This is a genomic window from Thiomonas sp. FB-6 (assembly GCF_000377645.1).
Lineage (GTDB): Bacteria > Pseudomonadota > Gammaproteobacteria > Burkholderiales > Burkholderiaceae_C > Thiomonas_A.
In genome coordinates, this window is record NZ_KB898509.1 from 1 (window position 1) to 19,201 (window position 19,201).

A 19,201-nucleotide genomic window follows, 5' to 3' on the forward strand; every position below is an offset into this window, starting at 1 on the left:
GGGGGAGGCGGGGAAGGGCTTCGCGGGCATGGGGGAAGGCAGGGCGGTCAATTGGCGGAGGCCGGCGCGGTGCCGCGTGGCTCGCCCAGCAGGCGCAGCGTGTCGCGCACCAGCCTGGCGCGTGCCGCGGCGTCGGCGGCCTGGCGCTCGATGCGCAGGCGGTCGTTGCCGGCCAGGCGCACGTGGCGGTGGTTCTGCACCAGCCAGATGATGCGCGCGGCGTCCACCGGCGGGTCGGGGCGGAACTGCAGCAGCGTGTGCTGCTCGGCGGCGTCCACGCGCAGCACGCCCCAGGCCTGTGCCAGCAGGCGCAGCCGGTGGGTCTCGATCAGGTTCAGCGCCGCCTTGGGCATGCGTCCGAAGCGGTCGACGATTTCCTCGGCCACCTCCTGCAGCGCCTGCTCGGAGGCCGCGCTGGCCATGCGCTTGTACAGGTTCAGGCGCGCGTTGACGTCGGGGCAGTAGTCCTGCGGCAGCAGCGCAGGCTCGTGCAGGTTGATCTCGGTGGTGGCGGCCAGGGGCTGCATCAGGTCGGGTTCCTGCCCGGCCTTCAGCGCCTTGACCGCCGCGCCCAGCATGTCCAGGTACATCTGGTAGCCCACTTCCTGCACGTTGCCCGACTGCGCCTCGCCCAGCGCCTCGCCGGCGCCGCGGATCTCCAGGTCGTGCATGGCCAGGTAGAAGCCGGCGCCGAGCTCCTCCATCTGCGTGATCGCCTCCAGGCGCAGCTGCGCGGTCTTGCTCAGCGACTGCACCTCGGGCACCAGAAGATAGGCGTAGGCCTGGTGGTGCGAACGCCCGACGCGCCCGCGCAGTTGGTGCAACTGCGCCAGCCCGAACTTGTCGGAGCGGCTGATGACGATGGTGTTCGCGGTGGGCACGTCGATGCCGGTCTCGATGATGGTCGAGCACAGCAGCAGGTTGAAGCGCTGCGCGTGGAAGTCGCGCATCACGCGCTCGAGCTCGCGCTCGTGCATCTGCCCGTGCGCGATCTCGATGCGCGCCTCGGGGATCAGCTCCTGCAGCATCTCCCGGCGCCGCGCGATGGTGTCCACCTCGTTGTGCAGGAAGTACACCTGGCCGCCGCGCTTGATCTCGCGCAGCACCGCCTCGCGGATCACCGCCTTGCTCTCGTTGCGCACGAAAGTCTTGATGGCCAGGCGCTTCTGCGGCGCGGTGGCGATCACCGACAGGTCGCGCAGGCCCTCCATGGCCATGCCCATGGTGCGGGGGATGGGGGTGGCGGTGAGGGTCAGCATGTCCACCTCGGCGCGCAGGGCCTTCAGCGCTTCCTTGTGGCGCACGCCGAAGCGGTGCTCCTCGTCGACGATCACCAGGCCCAGGCGCTCGAAGCGCACGTCGGCCGACAGCAGCTTGTGGGTGCCGATGACGATGTCCACCGTGCCGTCGGCCAGGCCCTGCAGCGCCGTGCGCACTTCCTTCGGGCTGCGAAAGCGCGAGAGTTCGGCGATGCGCACGGGCCAATCCGCGAAGCGGTTGCGGAAGGTCTCCACGTGCTGCTCGGCCAGCAGCGTCGTGGGCGCCAGCACCGCCACCTGGCGCCCGCCCATGACCGCGACGAAGGCCGCGCGCAGCGCCACCTCGGTCTTGCCGAAACCCACGTCGCCGCAGACCAGGCGGTCCATCGGCTTGCCCGACACCATGTCCTGCACCACCGCGTGGATGGCCGCGGCCTGGTCGGCGGTCTCGTCGAAGCCGAAGCCCGCCGCGAAGGCTTCGTAGTCCTGCGCCGGGAAGCGGAAGGCGTGGCCGGGGCGGCTGGCGCGCCGCGCGTACAGGTTGAGCAGCTCGGCCGCGGTGTCGCGGATCTGCTCGGCGGCCTTGCGCCGCGCCTTGTCCCACTGGCCCGAGCCCAGCGTGTGCAGCGGCGCGTGCTCGGGATCCACGCCGCTGTAGCGGGCGATCAGGTGCAGCTGCGCCACCGGCACGTACAGCGAGGCCTCCTTGGCGTACACGATGTGCAGCAGTTCGGTGGGGCCGTCGCCCAGGTCCATGGACACCAGCCCCTGGTAGCGTCCGATGCCGTGCTGCTGGTGCACCACCGGGTCGCCGGGCTTGAGCTCGGAGAGGTCGCGGATCAGGTTCTCGACGTCGCTGGCGCGCTCCTGCTTGCGCCGGCGGCGCTGCGCCGCGCCCAGCGCCAGCAACTCGGTCTCGGTGAGCACCGCCAGCTGCCGCTCGGGCAGCTGGAAGCCCGCCGCCAGCGGGGCCACGGCCAGTGCGAAGCCGGGTTCTCCCTGCAGCGCCTGCGCCCAGTCGTCGACGCCGCGCGGCTCCAGCCTGGCTTCGCGCAGCATCTCCAGCAGTGATTCGCGGCGCCCCGGGGAGTCGGCACACAGCAGCACGCGCATCGGAGGGCGCGCGCGCGCGCCGGCATCCAGCCATTCCTGCAGGCGCCGCAGCGGCTGCTCGGCGCGGCGCTCGATGGCCAGATCCGGCAGCGCGGCGCCCAGGTGCACGGCCATCGCGGGCGCCTCCTCGGCGCCGGGCTGCGCCGCGGGTGGACCCTCGTCGCCCTCGGTCCGCGCGCCGCCGCCGCGCAGCGCGAGCTGCTGCAGCGGCTGGATGCCCACGAAGAAGTCCTCCTCGCGCAGGTACAGCTCGGCCGGCGCCAGCGCCGGGCGCTCGGGGTCGGCGCGCAGCAGGCGCCAGCGCTCGGAGGTGTCGCTCCAGAAACGGCGCATGGCGCCGGCCACGTCGCCCAGCAGCACCACGCCGGCCTGCGCGCCGCAGTAGTCGAGCAGCGTGGCCGTGTGTTCGAAGAACAGCGGCAGGTAGTACTCGATGCCCGGCCCGGCCACGCCGCCCGCGATGTCGCGGTACAGCGGGCTGCGGCTGGGGTCGCCCTCGATGCGCTCGCGCCATTGCGCGCGGAAGCGCTGGCGCGCCGGCTCGTCCAGCGGGAACTCGCGCCCGGGCAGCAGGCGTACCGTGTCCACCGGATACAGGCTGCGCTGGCTGTCGGGATCGAAGGTGTGGATGGAATCGATGGTGTCGCCGAACAGGTCCACGCGCAGCGGCAGGGTGCCGCCCATCGGGTGCAGGTCCAGCAGGCCTCCGCGCACCGCGTATTCGCCGGGCGCCACCACCTGCGTGACGTGGGCGTAACCGGCCAGCACCAGCTGGGCGCGCAGGCTCGCCTCGTCCAGCAGCTGGCCCTTGTCGAAGCGGAAGGTGGTGGCGGCCAGGAAGGATGCCGGCGCCAGGCGCTGCAGCGCCGTGCTGGCGGCCACCAGCACCATGTCGAGCTCGCGCTGGTGCAGCGCCCACAGGGTGGCCAGGCGCTCCGACACCAGGTCCTGGTGCGGGGAGAAGGCGTCGTAGGGCAGGGTCTCCCAGTCGGGTAGCACCCCGCAGCGCAGCGAGGGCGCGAACCAGCGGATCTCCTCCAGCAGGCGCTGGGCATCGGCGGGTTCGGCGGTGACCACCAGCCAGGGGCCGCCGGGCGCGCGCGAGCGCGCCAGCTCGGCCAGCAGCAAGGCGTCGGCGCTGCCGGGCGGGCGCGGCAACGCCAGCCGGCGCGCCTGGCGCAGGGCCGGCAGCGCCGGCTCGATGAGGCAGGGGATTTCGGGCGGACTTGCGGACATCCCCGGAATTCTCGCAGCAGCGGGGCCATCGCGTCCGGTCGCGCACCAGGCTGGCAGGCATCGGGCCGGCGCCAGGCCCGCGCCGGGGCTTGCCGCGGCGGGGCTCCCGTATGCTTGAGCCTGTCCGCTCCCCGTCCTCCATCGCCCCGTCCACGCATCCGCATGTACGCCCTTGTCCCCGCCGCCGGTTCGGGCTCCCGCCTGGGCTCGGAGCTGCCCAAGCAGTACCTGGAGCTGGCCGGGCAGCCGATGATCGCGCACACGGTGGGGGCGCTGCTGGGCTGTGCCCGGCTGCGCGGCGTCACGGTCGTGGTGGCGCCCGGCGACACCCGCGCCGCGGCCTGCCTGGCGCCGCAGCCGCGCCTGCAGCTGGCCGACTGCGGCGGCGCCACGCGCGCCGCCAGCGTGCGCGGCGGGCTGCGCTGGCTGCTCGAGCACGGCGCCGACGCCCGGGACTGGGTGCTGGTGCACGACGCCGCGCGCTGCTGCATCACCGCGCAGGCGGTGGATCGCCTGGTCGATGCCTGCCGCGACGACGCGGTCGGCGGCCTGCTGGCCCTGCCGCTGGCCGACACCCTCAAGCGCCAGCAGGACGGAGCCGCTCCGGTGCGCGTGCAGGCCACCGTGCCGCGCGGCGGCCTGTGGCAGGCGCAGACTCCGCAGATGTTCCGCATCGGCCAGCTCGCCGATGCGCTGGACGCCGGCGCGGGCGCCGAGGTCACCGACGAGGCCTCGGCCATCGAGGCGCAGGGCCTGCGGCCCCTGCTGGTGCCCGGCGAGGCCTCGAATTTCAAGGTCACGCTGCCGGGCGACCTGGAACTGGCCGAGGCGGTGCTGCTGGCGCGCTCCGGCACCCGGGCGCCGCGGCGGCTTCGCCATGGCTGAGATCGACTGGGAATACCGCATCGGCCTGGGCGAGGACATCCACGCCCTGGTGCCGGGCCGGCGCCTCGTGCTCGGCGGCGTGGACATCGCGCATCACCAGGGCCTGCTGGGGCATTCGGACGCCGACGCGCTGTTGCACGCCATCACCGACGCCTTGCTGGGCGCAGCCGGGCTGGGCGACATCGGAAGCTGGTTCCCCGACGACGATGCCCGATTCAAAGGCGCCGATTCCCGGGAGTTGCTGCGCCAGGCGGCGCAGGGCGTGCGCGCGCTGGGCTGGCAGCTGGTCAACGTGGACTGCACGGTGCGCGCGCAGTCACCGCGCCTGGCCCCGCACCGCCAGGCCATGCAGCAGGCCATCGCGCAGGCACTGGACATCGCGCCGGATCGCGTGAACGTGAAGGGCAAGACCGCCGAGCGCCTGGGCTTCGTGGGGCGCCACGAGGGCATCGCCACCAGCGCCGCCTGCCTGCTGCGCCGCAAGGCCTGAATCCCTGGCGCCACCGGGTTCTTGCCCGGCTCCTGACAATGCTGGCATGCGCGGAGCCCGGCGGCGTGCGAGCAGCCCCAACCATCGCTTGCGGACAACCCTGGCATTTTCGCTGGGCCTGCACCTGCTGCTGGGGGCCGTGCTCCTCGAACGCGCAAGCCAGATCCGGCCCGACGGCGGGGCGCGGCAGGCTCCGGAGCCGGTGCTGCGCCTGCGGCTGCTCGCGCCGCCTTCCCCGTCGAGGCAGCCGGAGCAGGGCGCACGCGGTCCGGCTTCCGCCCGCGCACCGGCGCCGGCTCCCGCGCAGGAGCCGGCGCAGCCCGGCAGGGGGCGCGGGCCGGCCGGCGCGATGCCCCGCGCACCGGCGCCCGCCGTGAACAAGCCCGCGGCGTCGGAACACGCCGCGAAGCAGCCCGCCGGGCCGGCGGCTGCGGGGGGAAGCGCGGGGGCGGAGCAGGCGGCTTCGCGGCCCGTGGCCCCGGCCCCGGCCCCGGCCCCGGCCCCGGCCCCGGCCCCGGCCCCGGCCCCGGCCCCGGCCCCGCGCGCGGGGATCGACACGCGGGCCGCCGTCGAAGCCGCCGTCGCCGATCCGCGCTGGCAATTGCGCCAGCGCGATTTCCCCCGCCCCCCGATGCGATGAGCCGGGCCGTCGCCGGAAGTGCCCGCCCGCCGTGCTACGGGCCCTCGGCGCCGATGCGCGCCGGCGGCCTGCTGGCCATCCCCGGCCTGGTCTACGACATGGTCGAGGGCAACTGCAGCCGCTGAGCCGCCGCCGGGTCGACACGAAAAACCTTGTTCATGATGCGGCGCCGCATTACACTTCCCCAGGTTCCCAAGTTCGTGCTGATCACGGACCGAGCAAACGCCGGCAGATCACCAGAGTGCCGGCGCTTCCCGCGCATAGACCCGATTCCGGTGCAGGAAACAGGGGGGCGCGGACCGGCAGGCATGCCATCGGTGCCGGCGAACCTGGGGAACGAGTCTCGAAAGCAGGTCACGAGCCTGTCTGGAGAGGCGCCTACGGTTTTTCGTCAGAGAAATTCAACGAGGCTTTTCATGGAAACAGCAATTGCCACCGCGCGCGGCGCGGCCCAGCCGTCCACCACGGCCGAGAACTCCCCCTCCCACGCATCCAGCCGAGCCGGCGCCGAATTCACGGGCTCCGAGATCCTGGTGCGCTGTCTGCAGCGCGAGGGCGTCAAGCACATCTGGGGCTATCCCGGTGGCGCGGTGCTCTACATCTACGACGCGCTGTACAAGCAGAAGGACATCCAGCACGTGCTCGTGCGCCACGAGCAGGGCGCCGTGCATGCGGCCGACGGCTACGCCCGCGCCACCGGTGACGTGGGCGTGTGCATCGTCACCTCGGGCCCCGGCGCGACCAATGCCATCACCGGCATCGCCACCGCCTACATGGACTCGATTCCGATGGTGGTGATCACCGGCCAGGTGCCCACCCACGCGATCGGCCTGGACGCCTTCCAGGAATGCGACACCGTGGGCATCACGCGCCCGATCGTCAAGCACAATTTCCTGGTCAAGGACGTGCGCGACCTGGCGCTGACCATCAAGAAGGCCTTCCACATCGCGCGCACCGGACGCCCGGGCCCGGTGGTCGTGGACATCCCCAAGGACGTGTCCATCGCCTCGACCGGCTTCCACTACCCCGACGAAATCAGCCTGCGCTCCTACAACCCGGTGCGCAAGGGCCACGGCGGGCAGATCCGCAAGGCCGTGCAGCTGCTGCTGCAGGCCAAGCGCCCCTACCTGTACAGCGGCGGCGGGGTGGTGCTGGCCGGCGCCCACGACAAGCTGCGCCGCCTGGCCGATCTGCTGCAGATTCCCTGCACCAACACCCTGATGGGACTGGGGGCCATTGCGGGCAGCGATCCCAAGTTCCTGGGCATGCTGGGCATGCACGGCACCTACGAGGCCAACATGGCCATGCAGCACAGCGACGTGGTGCTGGCGGTGGGTGCGCGCTTCGACGACCGCGTGATCGGCAACCCGAAGGATTTCGCGCAGATCGAGCGCAAGATCGTGCACATCGACATCGATCCCTCGAGCATTTCCAAGCGGGTCAAGGTCGACGTGCCCATCGTGGGCGACGTCGGCGAGGTGTTGTCGGACCTGATCGAGCAGATCGAGCAGCAGATGGCCGAGGGGCGCAAGCCCGACGCCGCGGCCATGACGGCGTGGTGGAAGCAGATCAACGAGTGGCGCAAGCGCGAGTGCCTGAGCTACGACAAGTCGGACGAGGTGATCAAGCCCCAGTTCGTGATCCAGACCCTGCACGAACTGACCCGCGAGCGCGAGACCTACGTCTGCTCCGACGTCGGCCAGCACCAGATGTGGGCCGCGCAGTACTACCCCTTCGAGCACCCGCGGCGCTGGATCAACTCCGGCGGCCTGGGCACGATGGGCGTGGGCCTGCCCTACGCCATGGGCATCAAGCTGGCGCGCCCCGACGCCGAATGCGTGGTGATCACCGGTGACGGCTCGATCCAGATGAACATCCAGGAACTGGCCACCTGCCTGCAGTACGGCACGGCGGTCAAGGTGCTGCTGCTCAACAACGGCTACCTGGGCATGGTGCGCCAGTGGCAGGAAATCGAGTACGCCGGGCGCTACTCGCATTCCTACATGGATTCGCTGCCCGATTTCGTCAAGCTCGCCGAGGCCTACGGGCACGTGGGCATGCGCGTGGACAAGCCCTCGCAGGTGCGCGAGGCGCTCGCCAAGGCGCTGGCCCTGAAGGACCGCACGGTGTTCATCGACTTCGTCGTCGATCCGACCACCAACGTGTGGCCCATGGTGCAGGCCGGCAAGGGCATCACCCACATGCTGCTGGGGTCCGAGGACCTGTGAATTTCGTGGCCGCCGCGTGACGCGGCGGCGTTCATGCGCTGGCCCCGGAGCCAGGCGCCGCTTACCGGCGGCGGGCGAAGCCCGGGGAGGAGACTGAGTCCGTGAAACACATCATCGCCGTGCTGCTCGAGAACGAGCCGGGAGCGCTGTCGCGCGTGGTCGACCTGTTCGCCGCGCGGGGCTACAACATCGAATCCCTGTCGGTGGCCCCGACCGAGGACGCCTCGCTGTCGCGCATGACCATCGTCACGCGCGGATCCAGCGACGTGATCGAGCAGATCACCAAGCACCTGAACCGCCTGATCGACGTGGTCAAGGTGGTCGACCTCACCGAGGCCAACTACATCGAGCGCGAGCTCATGATCATCAAGCTGCGCGCCGTCGGCAAGGAGCGCGAGGAAATGAAGCGCATGGCCGACATTTTCCGCGGGCGCGTGATCGACGTCACCGACAAGAGCTACACCATCGAGCTCACCGGCGACGAGGCCAAGCTCGACGCCTTCCTGCAGGCGGTCGAGCGCACGGCCATCCTGGAGACCGTGCGCACCGGCGCCAGCGGCATCAGCCGCGGCGAGCGGGTGCTGCGGGTCTGAGACCCACCGAACGAGGGCGGCCCCGCCCCCCATTCCCACGATTTCCCTGGAAGGCCACGGGCCGTCCCTGCTTTTCGGGAACTCACGACGGGCGAAAGGCTCGTGGGAATGTTCCGATCCACTTTCGCCCGGAGGAGCAAGCATGAAGGTTTACTACGACAAGGACTGTGATCTCTCGCTGATCAAGGGCAAGAAGGTCACCATCATCGGCTATGGCTCGCAGGGCCACGCGCATGCGCTGAACCTGAGCGAGAGCGGCGTGAAGGTCACCGTGGGCCTGCGCAAGGGTGGGGCTTCGTGGGACAAGGCCAAGAAGGCCGGCCTGACGGTCAAGGAAGTCGACGACGCCGTCAAGGGCGCCGACGTGGTGATGATCCTGCTGCCCGACGAGAACATCGCCCAGGTGTACCGCGACCACGTCGAGCCCAACGCCAAGAAGGGCGCGGCGCTGGCCTTCGCGCACGGCTTCAACGTCCACTACGGCCAGGTCGTGCCGCGCGAGGACCTCGACGTGATCATGATCGCGCCGAAGGCTCCGGGCCACACCGTGCGCAGCACCTACACCCAGGGCGGCGGCGTGCCCCACCTGGTGGCGGTGGCGCAGGACAAGTCGAAGAAGGCGCGCGATCTGGCGCTGTCCTACGCGATGGCCAATGGCGGCGGCCGTGCGGGCATCATCGAGACCAATTTCCGCGAGGAAACCGAGACCGACCTGTTCGGCGAGCAGGCCGTGCTGTGCGGCGGCACCGTGGAGCTGATCAAGGCGGGCTTCGACACCCTGGTGGAAGCCGGCTACGCGCCCGAGATGGCCTATTTCGAGTGCCTGCACGAGCTCAAGCTGATCGTCGACCTGATCTACGAAGGCGGCATCGGCAACATGAACTACTCGATCTCGAACAACGCCGAGTACGGCGAGTACGTGACCGGCCCGCGCATGGTCACCGACGCGACCCGCGAGGCGATGCGCCAGTGCCTGAAGGACATCCAGACCGGCGAGTACGCCAAGAGCTTCATCCTGGAGAACCGCGCCGGTGCCCCCACGCTGACCTCGCGCCGCCGCATCACCCGTGAGCATCCGATCGAGGTCGTGGGCGAGCAGCTGCGCGCGATGATGCCGTGGATCAAGGCGAACAAGCTGGTCGATAAGTCGAAAAACTGATGGTGGGCCCCCTCCGTCGCCGGGCTCGCGCCCGGCGACGGAGGGGGCGCCGTCACCCCCCCAGGCCGTTGAGAAGGAGGTCGACGGTCTGGGTGACCCAGAGCTCGCAATCGGGCTCGGACATGGCGTCGCCGATGCCCATGGCGCGCAGCTGGGGCAGGGAGACCAACATCTGCAGGAATTGCTGGGCGGCGAATTCGGCCTGGGCGGGCGGCAGCTGCGGCAGCTGCCGGCACAGCGTGTCGACCAGGGTGCGCACCGCCTGCGCGCGTCCGCCGGACAGGGCCACGGCCCGCAGCAGGTCGGGGAAGCGGTGGGATTCGCCGATGATCAGGCGGTACAGGGCCAGCACCTGGGGCGACAGCGCGGCGCGCAGCGTGTGGGTGCCGAAGTCGTGCAGTGAGCGCCGCAAGCCTTCCAGTCCCTCGGGCGCCGGGGCCTGCGGGGGCGTCGAGGCACGCGCGGCCAGGGGAGGGCGAGCCCGCTCGACCACGCGCGCCACCACCGCCTGCACCAGCGCGGCCTTGTCGGCAAAGCGGTGGTAGAAGGTACGCTTGGACACCCCCGCCCGCGCGGCCACGGCCTCGATGCTGGTGGCGCCGTAGCCCTGTTCGAGCATCAGCTCCATCGCGGCGTCGAGGATGCGCTCGCCAAGCTGGGCGGCGGCCTCGCGGGACGGCCGGCCGCCGCGGGAGACGGCCGGCGCGGTGTCGGCGGCTTGCATCAGCGGTCGTCGTCGCGGTGCCAGGCGTCGCGGTGCCAGCCGCGGTGCCAGCCTTCGCCGCGGCCGTAGTAGGCCGGAGCCGGGCGATAGACGTAGGTGGGGGCCGGCGCGTAAACGTAGGCGGGCGGGGGCGGCGGCGCGTACACCACTTGCGGTGGCGCGTAGGCCACCGGCGGGGCGGCGTACACCGGAGCCGGGCTCACCACCTGGGCCTGGCCGAACAGGTAGGGCGCGGCGATGGCCGCGGCGGCCAGGCCGACGATGGCCGCGGCAGGCCCGAAGCCGTCATGGTCGTGGTGATAGCCGTCGGCCCAGGCCGGAGCGGCGGTGCCCAGGCCCAGCGCGACGCCGGCGATGAGGGCGATGCGGGAAATGCGCGGTGCGTTCATGATGCTGCTCCTTCCTGGCTGTGAGCGGCCGGTTCGGCCGACCCATGAGCTGCACTGTAGGCCCGGAATGAACGCAACGCAACCGTACCGTTGCGTTAATGTGTAAAAAACTGTGAGCGCCTCGGCGCCAGTTCGAGGCGCCGGGGCAGAGGCTTGATTCAGTTCGGATCGCGCATCGGAGGGAGGCCGCCGCAGGATGCCGCCACCCAGTGCGCCTGCGCCTTGCCCGACACCGGCCCCTGCGGGCCGCTGACCTGGTAGTCCGAACGGTAGGAGGTCGGCGACGCGACGTGCAGGGTACCGTGCCCGTCCGCCGACGGCGCGGTGCAGGCGTACCGGAAGCTCCAGTCGGCCGCGTCCGGGTGTTTCCACTTCACCTCGCAGTGCCCGGCCAGGTGCAGCGGCGGATGGCCCGTGGCCACCGACTGCGCGTCCAGGCAGATCTGCAGCCGGCCGTGGGCATCCAGGCGCATGCCCTGCCGGCGCAGCTGGTCCTCGATCTGAGGGCGGGCCGAGGCAGGCATGGCGCTGAGCATCTGAGCCAGGTTCATCTCCGGGCCGCCGCCGCGGCGGCTTTGCAGCGCGTAGTCCCACAGCCCGGGCCGCAGGGTCTGCGCGGGGCCGGCGAACACGGCACCGGCGCCGGGCAGCAGCGAGGCACCCAGAAGAGCCGCGGCAAGGCCTGCCGGCCGGACAAGGCGCGAAAGGAAAGGCATGCGAAGGTCCTCGGGATTGCGGGAGCAAGGCAAAGCTTAGCAGCCGTGCTGCCCGCCGCCCCGGCCGGCGCCGCCGCGGCGGCTACACTTGCGCCATGGACTATCCGCATCCCATCCTGGCCCGCGAGGGCTGGCCTTTCATCGCCGGCGTGCTGGCGGCTTCCGTGCTGGCGTGGATCTTCGCCGGTTTGGCCTGGTCGATCCCCCTTTGGGTCGTATCGGTGTTCGTGATCCAGTTCTTCCGCGATCCGCCGCGTCCGATTCCCGCGGATCCGCGGGCGGTGCTGTCGCCGGCGGACGGACGCATCGTCTCGCTGGGCCGGGCGCAGGATCCCTACGCGCAGCGCGAAGCCCTGCGCATCAGCGTATTCATGAACGTGTTCAACGTGCATTCCAATCGTTCCCCGGTGGACGGCGAGGTGACGTCGGTGAACTATTTCCCCGGCCGGTTCTTCAACGCGGATCTGGACAAGGCCTCGCTGCAGAACGAACGCAACGCCGTGGTGCTGCGCTGCGGTTCGCGCACCGTGACGGTGGTGCAGGTGGCCGGGCTGATCGCGCGGCGGGTGCTGTGCTACGTGGCCCCGGGCCAGAGCCTGAAGCGCGGCGAGCGCTTCGGCTTCATCCGTTTCGGCTCGCGCGTGGACCTGTACCTGCCGCCGGATGCGCGCGCGCTGGTATCCATCGGCGACAAGGTGCACGCCAGCAGCACGGTGCTGGCCGAGTTCGCGGCCCCCGCGCAGGCCGCGACAGCCCTCTGAGGAGCCCGCGATGGCACGCAACGTGAGCCGCTTTCCCGACAGCCGCGCCAAGTCCCGCATGCGCGGCCCGGCGGACGAGGAGCCGGGTCTCGACCCCGGCCTGCCCGATCCGGTCGAGGACCTCGCGCATGGCGGGCGCCGGCGCCGCGGCATCTACCTGCTGCCCAATTCCTTCACCGCGGCGGCGCTGTTCGCCGGCTTCTACGCGGTGGTCATGGCCATGGCGCAGGACTACGAGCGCGCCGCGGTGGCGATCTTCGGCGCCATGGTGCTGGACAGCCTGGACGGGCGCGTGGCCCGCATGACCCATACCCAGAGCGAGTTCGGCGCGCAGTTCGACTCCCTGGCCGACATGGTGTCCTTCGGCGCGGCACCCGCGCTGATCATGTACCAGTGGTCGCTGCACGGACTGGGCAAGCTGGGCTGGCTGGCCGCCTTCGTCTACTGCGCCGGCGCCGCGCTGCGCCTGGCGCGCTTCAACACCAACATCGGTGTCGTGGACAAGACCTACTTCCAGGGCCTGCCCAGCCCGGCCGCGGCGGCGCTGGTGGCCGGTTTCATCTGGGTGCTGGCGGATTCGCAGGTCAGCGGCACGCACATCGCCTGGGGGGCCTTCGCAGTCACCGCCTTCGCCGGCGTGAGCATGGTCACCAACGTGCCCTTCTACAGCTTCAAGGCGGTGAGCCTGAGGCGCAGCGTGCCGTTCATCACGATGTTCCTGATCGTGCTGCTCATCGGGCTCATCGCCTACCGGCCGCCGCTGGTGCTGTTCGGCCTGTTCTGCGCCTACGCGCTGTCGGGCTACGGCCTGTACGTCTGGCGCAGGGTGCAGGGGCGTTCGGTGAGCGTGATCTCCACCTCCACCGACGAACCGGACGAGCGCGGCCTGCACGGCTGAGCGGGCCCGCTCCGGGGCTCCCGCGCGGAAGCCTCAGGCCTTGCCCAGCAGGAAGTCCGCCGCCATTTCGCCGATCATCATCGCCGGCGCATTGGTGTTGCCCCCCACCAGCGTGGGCATGATCGAGGCATCGGCCACGCGCAGCGCGTCCACGCCGCGCACGCGCAGGCGGCTGTCCACCACCGCCAGGTCGTCGTCGCCCATGCGGCAACTGCCCACCGGGTGGTAGATGGTCTCGGCGTGGGCGCGGATGTAGGCGTCCAGCGCGTCGTCCTCGTCGCCCACCAGGGCGCCGGGCGCCAGCTCGATGCCCCCGTGGGGGCCCCAGGCCGGCGACGCGAGCAGGCGCCGCGCCAGTCGCAGCCCGTCGCGCAGGACCGGAAGGTCGTCGGGGTGGCTGAGGTAAGCCGGATCGATGCGCGGCGCCTGCCGCGCGTCCGGCGAGCGCAGGCTGATGCGCCCGCGGCTGGCCGGGCGCAGCGCACACACGTGCAGCGTGGCGCCGTAGCCCCAGACCAGGCGCCGTCCGTGGTCGCGCAGCAGCGAAGGCAGGAAATGCAACTGCAGGTCGGGGCGCTCCAGGCCGGCGCGCGAGCGCGCGAAGCCGCCGGCCTCGGCGGCGTTGCTGCTGAGCAGGCCGTCGTGGCGCCTGGCGTAGGTCCACGCCGCGGCCAGCAGGCGCGGCAGCATGCGCGGGCCCACGCCCACCGAGGCGTGCGAGTGCTCGCGCATGCTGACGGTCACGTCCAGGTGGTCCTGCAGGTTGCGCCCGACCCCCGGCGCGTCCAGCACCAGCGGGATGCCCAGCGCGCGCAGCGCCGGCGCCTCGCCCAGGCCCGACAGCAGCAGCAACTGGGGTGAATGCACCGCGCCCGCGCACACCAGCACCTCGGCGCGTGCGCGCATCCGGCGCAGCCCCTGGGGGCCCAGGTACTCCACGCCGACCGCCCGCCGCCCCTCGAACAGCACGCGGGTGACGTGGCAGCCGGTGCGCACCTGCAGGTTGCCCCGGCGCCGCGCGGGGTCGAGGAAGGCGCGCGCGCTGCTCCAGCGGCGCCCCTGCCATTGCGTGACCTGGTACAGGCCGCAGCCCTGCGGGTCCTCGGCGTCGTGGAAGTCGCCGCGCCGCGGCAGGCCGCAGTCCGCGGCCGCGTCGACGAAGGCCAGGCTCAGCGGATTCGGGCTGCGCAGATCCGACACGTGCAGCGCGCCGGCGCCTCCGTGCAGGGCGGAAGCGCCCTGCTGCTGGCGCTCGTGGCGCAGAAAGCGGGGAAGCACCTCGCTCCAGCCCCAGCCGGGGTTGCCGGCGGCCGCCCAGTCGTCGTAGTCGCGCGGGTGGCCGCGCATGTAGATCATCGCGTTGATGGAACTGCTGCCGCCCAGCACCTTGCCCCGCGGCCAGTAGAGCTGGCGCCCGCCGAGCTCGGGCTGGGCTTCGGTCTGCAGGTACCAGTTGTGGCGCCGCCCGCGCAGCAGGCCGACGATGCCCATGGGCGTGTCGATCAGCGGCGAGGCGTGTTCGCCGCCGGCCTCGAACAGGCACACGCCCGTGTCGGCGCGCTCGCTGAGCCGGTTGGCCAACACGCAGCCGGCGGAGCCGGCGCCCACGATGATGTAGTCGGTCTGTTCGTCGGCGGTCGTTGCCATCGCCTTCTCCCCTCGGCCGGGCGGCCTGCGCAGCATGGTACGCAAGCCGGCCGAGCGGCCGGGGGGTATGACGTCAACCGAACAGTTTTTGCGTGATGCCCGCGACGTGACGGCCCTGGTAGCGCGCGATGGCCAGTTCGTTCGCGCTGGGCGTGCGGCTGCCGTCGCCCTTGCTCAGCGTGGTCGCGCCGTAGGGGGTTCCGCCGGTGATCTCGTCCATGTTGGTCAGCTGCGCGCAGGCATAGGGCACGCCGACCACCACCATGCCGTGGTGGAACAGGGTGGTGTGGAAGGAGGTGATGGTCGTCTCCTGGCCGCCGTGCTGCGTGGCGCTGCTGGCGAACACGCTGCCCACCTTGCCCACCAGCTTGCCCTGCTGCCACAGCGCCCCCGTCTGGTCCAGGAAATTGCGCATCTGCCCGCACATGTTGCCGAAGCGCGTCGGCGTGCCGAACAGGATGGCGTCGTAGTCGCCGAGTTCGGCCGGCGTCGCCAGCGGCGCTTCCTGCTGGGTCTTGGCATGGATCGCGGCCAGGGTCTCGGCCGGCATGGTCTCGGGCACGCGCTTGACGCTCACCTCCACCCCCGCGACCTCGCGCGCGCCGGCGGCGACATCCTGGGCCATGCGCTCCACGTGCCCCCAGGTGCTGTAGTAAAGAACCAGGATCTTTGCCATCTTCTGCTCCTTGCTTGAATCGACGGGAAAACGAGATGCTGCAGCGTACGGCAAGCGGATTTCGTACGCTTTGGTAACAATCTCCCCGCATCGCGCGGGCCGGGCCTCAGCGCGCGGCCGCGCCCGCGGGCGCCGCGCTGCCGAGAGCCGCGGCCTCGTCCAGGGCCAGCGGCAGCGCCACCGCGGCCATCGCCGCGTAGCCGGCGTCCGAGGGGTGCAGGTGGTCGCCGCTGTCCAGGCGCGGCAGCATGCGCGCCGGGTCCTGGGGATCGCGCAGCGCGGCGTCGAAGTCGAGCACGCCGTCGAAATCCCGCTGCGAGCGGATCCACGCGTTGAGCCGGCCGCGCAGGGCTTCGTCCGCGCCAGCCAGGTGCGCCGGGGTCAGCGTGCCCACGTAGGCGCGCAGTCCGCGGGCGTGCGCGTCGCGCGCCAGGGTGGCCAGGCCCTGTTCCAGCATGGCCGCGTCCACGCGCAGGTGCGGCGCGTCGCAATCCAGCCCGCGCAGCCGCGGCGTGTGCGCGAAGTCGATGTCGTTGATGCCGATCAGGACCACCACCGCGCGCGCCGAGGCCAGCGACAACGCGTCGCGATCGAAGCGTTGCAGCAGCGGCGGCCCCCAGCAGGCCGAGTCCGACAGCAGGCGTCCGCCGCTGATGCCCGCGTCGACCACCGCCAGGTCCTGCACGCCCCGGGCGCGCAGCAGCGTGCCCACCTGCTCGGGCCAGCTGCGCTGCGCGTTCAGCGTGGAGCGCATGCCGTCGGTGATGGAGTCGCCGATGGCCACCAGCGCGGCGGCAGGCCGGGACGGGAGCACATCGACACGGTCCACCCAGAGGTAGGAGGTGATGCGCCTGGGGAAGGCTGCGCCGCGCGGGTCGCCGACGTGGTTGCCCGGCCCCGAGATGAACTGCACGCGGCCGGCCCAGCGGTGCCAGGTGGTCGGCACCGTGGCCTGCGGCAGGTACAGGCTGATCGCCAGCGGGCGCCCCGCCCGCACCGGCCAGGGCAGCGGGTCGCTCCATCGTTCGGCATGGGGCGCGATCACGACCTGCGGCTTGCCCGCGAAGCGCAACGCGGCAGGGGCGGGCACGCCCGCGCCCTGTGCCCCGTGCGGCGCCCGCCCGGGCTCGATCGAGCCGTCCGCGCTCGCGGCAGCCACCCCGGCCGCGCCGATACGCAGCGGCTGGTCGCCCCAGCGATTGCTGATGCGCACGCGCAAGGAACTGCCCGACAACTCCGGCACCAGCACCAGGCGCATGGTCTGGTCGCGCAGCGCCGGCGCCTTCCGGAAAGCGGGGACCCGCGGCCCTTGCGGAATCGACTGCGGTGCGGCCTCCCAGGCGCTCACCCACGGCCATTCGTGGGCGCAGGCCAGGCGCGGCAGCCCCAGGCTCAGCCAGGCGGCCAGGAGGCAGCTCAGGCAGGGCAGCCACCGCAGGACAAGCCAACGCCGCGCGGGCTGCGCCGGCCCGCGCGTCCAGGGCGGGGCGGCGGCTGGTTGTGGAAGTCGTGGCATGGGCGGCGCGGGCACGGCGCCGATTGTCGCACCCCGGCTGCGCTCACCAGCAGCCCGGCAGGCTCGCGCCGCGGCCGCCGAGGTGGTCGATGCGCAGGCTGCCGCAGGCGTCGCCGCGTTGCACGCCCACCGGCTCGGCGACGGCTTCGTAGCCCGTGCCCGGGGAGGGCGCCGCATCGTGTGCACGAAGGTGCAGGCGGTACCAGGGCCGGCGCGCGTCGGGCCACGGCAGATCCGGGCCCTGCGCCTGCGGCCAGCCCAGTTCGGCCAGCGAGGACGCGTAGCGCCCCTGGCGGGCGTGATGCCGTTCCTGGCGCAGCGAGACTTCGAGCAGGGCGGCGCTGGCGCTGGCACGCCGGCTGCGCTGCAGCGCCTGCTCGAAGGGGAACATCGCGTGGCGGGCCAGCAGCGCGGCCACCAGCAGCGCCAGCGCCAGCTCGGGCAGGCTCCAGCCGCGCGCCGGCCGGCGGCGGCGCTCGCGGCCCGGTCGCGGCTTCATCGCAACACCCGCCAGGCGCGCACCCGGTAGCGCGGCCCGGTGCCGCCTTCAGGGGCCTGCTGCAGGTCGAGCTGCAGCATTGCCTGCGCCGGGCCGCCTGCCCACGCGCTCAGGCGCAGCGAGGCGGGCTCGCCGGCCGGGTCCAGGGCCTGCACATGGAAGGCGCAGCCTTGCGCGCAGCGCTGCAGCGCCGGGTCCAGCCGGGTCCACGAGGCGTCGCCCGGGGCGCCGGCTGCCTGCGCGCACACGCGCGCCTCGGCCGCTGCCCGCGGGGCGCTGCAGTCCCGCACCCGCAGCTTCGGTCCCTGCGCCTCCACCCAGGCCTGGGCCGCGCGCAGCGCTCCCCAGGCGTCCTCGCGCGCCTGCAGGCGGGTGCCTTCCCAGCGCGCCGCGCGCCATTGCAGCGCGGCGCCGCGTTGCGCGGCGGCCAGGGCCAGGGCCAGCAGCACGAGCAGCAGCAGCGTGCCCGGCAGCGCCAGGCCGAGGCCGCGGCGCGCGCCGGCCTTCATGAGGCCAGGCGCTGCACCAGCGGCAGCGCGACCCAGGATTGCGGGGCGCCGGCGCGGGAGCGCGGGGCCGGCCCGCGCAGACGCGCGCGCATCAGGACCACGTGGTTCCAGTCCTGCACCTGCGGCGCGCGCACGCGGCGCAAGCGGGGCGTGCAGCCGGGGGTCTCCGCCGCGCAGGGGCCGCCGCGCAGCTCGACGAATTCCAGCTCCCAGACCCCGAGGCCGTCGGCCAGGGGTTGCGGCGCGTGTGCGTCCAGGCGGCAGCGCAGGGTGCCGGCGGCATCGATGTCCAGGCGATAGCGGTGAGCGCTGCCTTCGGGCTGGACGGCCTCGCCGCAGGCACCCGGCGCACTGTCGGCGACGAAGTTCGCCTCGAGGACCTCGCCGCCGGGGCCCGGACGCGCCGCGAGCGCGGCTGCGCCCGCGGCGGGATCCGCCTGCGTGCCCTGGCCCCGGCGCGAGGCTTCGGCCACCGCGCGCAGCAGCTGCTGCGCGAGGGCTTCGCTTTCCTGGCGGCGCAAGGCCAGGCGCTGGGCCTGCAGCGCGTGGTGGGCACTGGCCACCACGTCGAGCAGGGCCTGCAGCACCAGCAGCCCGAGGCCCAGGCCCAGCAGGCAGCCGGCAAGGCTGGCGCCGCGCTGGCGCTTCATGGGTGCAGGGTCCATTGCAGCAAGTCCGAATCGGCTTCGCCCTGCGTGGGCAGGCGAATGCGCAGCGTGCAGTCGCCCGCCGCCGGCGGTGCCGGGCCCTGCACGACGGCGGCGCGGCAATCCAGTTCGGCGCGCGCCCCGGGCAGGCGCGCGGCCGCCAGCTCGCTCCACAGGTACAGGTCGGCCTCGACCATCTGCGCCGGCGTGCAGTCCGCGTCGAGGCAGTCCGAGGCCGGGCGGGGCGGGGCGGGCAGCAGCGTGCGCCGAAGCCCCTGCGCCACCGGGCCGGCGCCGTAGTCGCGCTGCGCGTGCAGCGCCGCGGCCAGCGCGGCAGCGGCGTGGGCGGCGTCCTGGTGCATGCGCGCCGCGGCCAGTTCCCGCGCGGTCAGGCCCGGCAGGCGCAGCCAGGCCAGCACGCCCAGGCCGAGCACCAGGCAGGCCACGAGGGCTTCCGCCAGCGTGTTCCCACGCAGCCCGCCGGCGCGGGGCGAAACGGCGGGGGCGGGGCGGTGCATCACGGTGCTCGGACTCGACGGAGGGGGGCCGATTGTGCCCCCTCGAGGTCCCGTCGCGGCGCAAGGCCCCACGCCGCGCCCGGGGATGCCGGGCACGG

The 19,201-nt window shown here is 72.6% G+C and carries 19 protein-coding genes; 8 read left to right on the forward strand and 11 right to left on the reverse strand.

Going from position 1 to position 19,201, the window contains the following annotated elements; genetic code table 11:
- Positions 1 to 47: 47 nt before the first annotated feature.
- Positions 48 to 3,608, reverse strand: a complete 3,561-nt coding sequence (mfd, locus tag D466_RS0117560; RefSeq protein WP_018915012.1) for a transcription-repair coupling factor — start codon at positions 3,606 to 3,608, stop codon at positions 48 to 50.
- A 162-nt stretch (positions 3,609 to 3,770) separates the two neighbouring features.
- Between mfd and ispD the strand changes: the two genes are divergently transcribed.
- The 6 genes from ispD to ilvC all read left to right on the forward strand — a co-directional run bounded on the left by ispD (position 3,771) and on the right by ilvC (position 9,603).
- Positions 3,771 to 4,493: a 2-C-methyl-D-erythritol 4-phosphate cytidylyltransferase gene (gene ispD / locus D466_RS22215; RefSeq protein WP_018915013.1), complete on the forward strand. Its 723-nt coding sequence runs from the start codon at positions 3,771 to 3,773 to the stop codon at positions 4,491 to 4,493.
- Positions 4,486 to 4,983, forward strand: a complete 498-nt coding sequence (gene ispF, locus D466_RS0117570) for a 2-C-methyl-D-erythritol 2,4-cyclodiphosphate synthase (RefSeq protein WP_018915014.1) — start codon at positions 4,486 to 4,488, stop codon at positions 4,981 to 4,983. The genes ispD and ispF overlap by 8 nt, the downstream gene beginning before the upstream one ends.
- A gap of 636 nt (positions 4,984 to 5,619) precedes the next feature.
- Positions 5,620 to 5,748 carry a hypothetical protein gene (locus tag D466_RS24980; RefSeq protein ID WP_018915015.1) on the forward strand — a complete coding sequence of 43 codons (129 nt, stop codon included), beginning with the start codon at positions 5,620 to 5,622 and terminating at the stop codon, positions 5,746 to 5,748.
- 291 nt (positions 5,749 to 6,039) lie between these two features.
- Positions 6,040 to 7,851: an acetolactate synthase 3 catalytic subunit gene (locus tag D466_RS0117580; RefSeq protein ID WP_018915016.1), complete on the forward strand. Its 1,812-nt coding sequence runs from the start codon at positions 6,040 to 6,042 to the stop codon at positions 7,849 to 7,851.
- Between the two features lie 101 nt (positions 7,852 to 7,952).
- Positions 7,953 to 8,444 (forward strand): acetolactate synthase small subunit, encoded by a 492-nt coding sequence (ilvN, locus tag D466_RS0117585; RefSeq protein WP_018915017.1) that lies wholly within the window; start codon positions 7,953 to 7,955, stop codon positions 8,442 to 8,444.
- A gap of 142 nt (positions 8,445 to 8,586) precedes the next feature.
- A complete protein-coding gene (gene ilvC / locus D466_RS0117590; RefSeq protein ID WP_018915018.1) occupies positions 8,587 to 9,603 on the forward strand; it encodes a ketol-acid reductoisomerase in 1,017 nt (338 codons plus the stop codon).
- A 52-nt stretch (positions 9,604 to 9,655) separates the two neighbouring features.
- On the opposite strand, the gene D466_RS22970 is transcribed toward ilvC, so the two are convergent.
- From D466_RS22970 to D466_RS22980, 3 genes are all read right to left on the reverse strand, one after another.
- Positions 9,656 to 10,327 (reverse strand): TetR/AcrR family transcriptional regulator, encoded by a 672-nt coding sequence (locus D466_RS22970; RefSeq protein ID WP_018915019.1) that lies wholly within the window; start codon positions 10,325 to 10,327, stop codon positions 9,656 to 9,658.
- Positions 10,327 to 10,716: a hypothetical protein gene (locus D466_RS22975; protein WP_018915020.1), complete on the reverse strand. Its 390-nt coding sequence runs from the start codon at positions 10,714 to 10,716 to the stop codon at positions 10,327 to 10,329. The genes D466_RS22970 and D466_RS22975 overlap by 1 nt, the downstream gene beginning before the upstream one ends.
- 158 nt (positions 10,717 to 10,874) lie before the next feature.
- On the reverse strand, positions 10,875 to 11,432 hold the full coding sequence (locus D466_RS22980; RefSeq protein ID WP_018915021.1) for a DUF3617 family protein: 558 nt from the start codon (positions 11,430 to 11,432) through the stop codon (positions 10,875 to 10,877).
- 95 nt (positions 11,433 to 11,527) lie between these two features.
- Between D466_RS22980 and D466_RS0117610 the strand changes: the two genes are divergently transcribed.
- A complete protein-coding gene (locus tag D466_RS0117610; RefSeq protein WP_018915022.1) occupies positions 11,528 to 12,193 on the forward strand; it encodes a phosphatidylserine decarboxylase in 666 nt (221 codons plus the stop codon).
- 58 nt (positions 12,194 to 12,251) lie between these two features.
- Positions 12,252 to 13,091, forward strand: a complete 840-nt coding sequence (pssA, locus tag D466_RS0117615) for a CDP-diacylglycerol--serine O-phosphatidyltransferase (protein WP_369759459.1) — start codon at positions 12,252 to 12,254, stop codon at positions 13,089 to 13,091.
- A gap of 33 nt (positions 13,092 to 13,124) precedes the next feature.
- Here pssA and D466_RS0117620 read toward each other — a convergent pair whose 3' ends face one another.
- From D466_RS0117620 to D466_RS24200, 7 genes are all read right to left on the reverse strand, one after another.
- Positions 13,125 to 14,738 carry a GMC family oxidoreductase gene (locus tag D466_RS0117620; RefSeq protein WP_018915024.1) on the reverse strand — a complete coding sequence of 538 codons (1,614 nt, stop codon included), beginning with the start codon at positions 14,736 to 14,738 and terminating at the stop codon, positions 13,125 to 13,127.
- 73 nt (positions 14,739 to 14,811) lie between these two features.
- A complete protein-coding gene (gene wrbA, locus D466_RS0117625) occupies positions 14,812 to 15,414 on the reverse strand; it encodes an NAD(P)H:quinone oxidoreductase (protein WP_018915025.1) in 603 nt (200 codons plus the stop codon).
- Positions 15,415 to 15,520: 106 nt separating this feature from the next.
- On the reverse strand, positions 15,521 to 16,930 hold the full coding sequence (locus tag D466_RS0117630) for a GDSL-type esterase/lipase family protein (protein WP_081630021.1): 1,410 nt from the start codon (positions 16,928 to 16,930) through the stop codon (positions 15,521 to 15,523).
- A 43-nt stretch (positions 16,931 to 16,973) separates the two neighbouring features.
- On the reverse strand, positions 16,974 to 17,429 hold the full coding sequence (locus D466_RS22985) for a type IV pilin protein (protein WP_018915027.1): 456 nt from the start codon (positions 17,427 to 17,429) through the stop codon (positions 16,974 to 16,976).
- On the reverse strand, positions 17,426 to 17,938 hold the full coding sequence (locus D466_RS0117640) for a hypothetical protein (RefSeq protein WP_018915028.1): 513 nt from the start codon (positions 17,936 to 17,938) through the stop codon (positions 17,426 to 17,428). Before D466_RS0117640 ends, D466_RS22985 begins: the two co-directional genes overlap by 4 nt.
- The gene (locus tag D466_RS24195; protein WP_196803517.1) at positions 17,935 to 18,603 is read right to left on the reverse strand and encodes a hypothetical protein; all 669 of its coding nucleotides are present in this window, start codon (positions 18,601 to 18,603) and stop codon (positions 17,935 to 17,937) included. Before D466_RS24195 ends, D466_RS0117640 begins: the two co-directional genes overlap by 4 nt.
- A complete protein-coding gene (locus tag D466_RS24200) occupies positions 18,585 to 19,103 on the reverse strand; it encodes a hypothetical protein (protein WP_018915030.1) in 519 nt (172 codons plus the stop codon). Before D466_RS24200 ends, D466_RS24195 begins: the two co-directional genes overlap by 19 nt.
- Positions 19,104 to 19,201 lie beyond the last annotated feature (98 nt).

Coding starts and splice junctions, on each gene's coding strand:
- D466_RS22980 (WP_018915021.1), bottom strand. CDS start 11,432: ATGCCTTTCCTTTCGCGCCTTGTCCGGCCGGCAGGCCTTGCCGCGGCT.
- ispD (WP_018915013.1), top strand. CDS start 3,771: ATGTACGCCCTTGTCCCCGCCGCCGGTTCGGGCTCCCGCCTGGGCTCG.
- pssA (WP_369759459.1), top strand. CDS start 12,252: ATGCGCGGCCCGGCGGACGAGGAGCCGGGTCTCGACCCCGGCCTGCCC.
- D466_RS24980 (WP_018915015.1), top strand. CDS start 5,620: ATGAGCCGGGCCGTCGCCGGAAGTGCCCGCCCGCCGTGCTACGGGCCC.
- D466_RS24200 (WP_018915030.1), bottom strand. CDS start 19,103: ATGCACCGCCCCGCCCCCGCCGTTTCGCCCCGCGCCGGCGGGCTGCGT.
- D466_RS0117630 (WP_081630021.1), bottom strand. CDS start 16,930: ATGCCACGACTTCCACAACCAGCCGCCGCCCCGCCCTGGACGCGCGGG.
- ispF (WP_018915014.1), top strand. CDS start 4,486: ATGGCTGAGATCGACTGGGAATACCGCATCGGCCTGGGCGAGGACATC.
- D466_RS22985 (WP_018915027.1), bottom strand. CDS start 17,429: ATGAAGCCGCGACCGGGCCGCGAGCGCCGCCGCCGGCCGGCGCGCGGC.
- D466_RS0117640 (WP_018915028.1), bottom strand. CDS start 17,938: ATGAAGGCCGGCGCGCGCCGCGGCCTCGGCCTGGCGCTGCCGGGCACG.
- ilvC (WP_018915018.1), top strand. CDS start 8,587: ATGAAGGTTTACTACGACAAGGACTGTGATCTCTCGCTGATCAAGGGC.
- D466_RS0117610 (WP_018915022.1), top strand. CDS start 11,528: ATGGACTATCCGCATCCCATCCTGGCCCGCGAGGGCTGGCCTTTCATC.
- D466_RS0117580 (WP_018915016.1), top strand. CDS start 6,040: ATGGAAACAGCAATTGCCACCGCGCGCGGCGCGGCCCAGCCGTCCACC.
- wrbA (WP_018915025.1), bottom strand. CDS start 15,414: ATGGCAAAGATCCTGGTTCTTTACTACAGCACCTGGGGGCACGTGGAG.
- D466_RS22970 (WP_018915019.1), bottom strand. CDS start 10,327: ATGCAAGCCGCCGACACCGCGCCGGCCGTCTCCCGCGGCGGCCGGCCG.
- mfd (WP_018915012.1), bottom strand. CDS start 3,608: ATGTCCGCAAGTCCGCCCGAAATCCCCTGCCTCATCGAGCCGGCGCTG.
- D466_RS0117620 (WP_018915024.1), bottom strand. CDS start 14,738: ATGGCAACGACCGCCGACGAACAGACCGACTACATCATCGTGGGCGCC.
- D466_RS24195 (WP_196803517.1), bottom strand. CDS start 18,603: ATGGACCCTGCACCCATGAAGCGCCAGCGCGGCGCCAGCCTTGCCGGC.
- D466_RS22975 (WP_018915020.1), bottom strand. CDS start 10,716: ATGAACGCACCGCGCATTTCCCGCATCGCCCTCATCGCCGGCGTCGCG.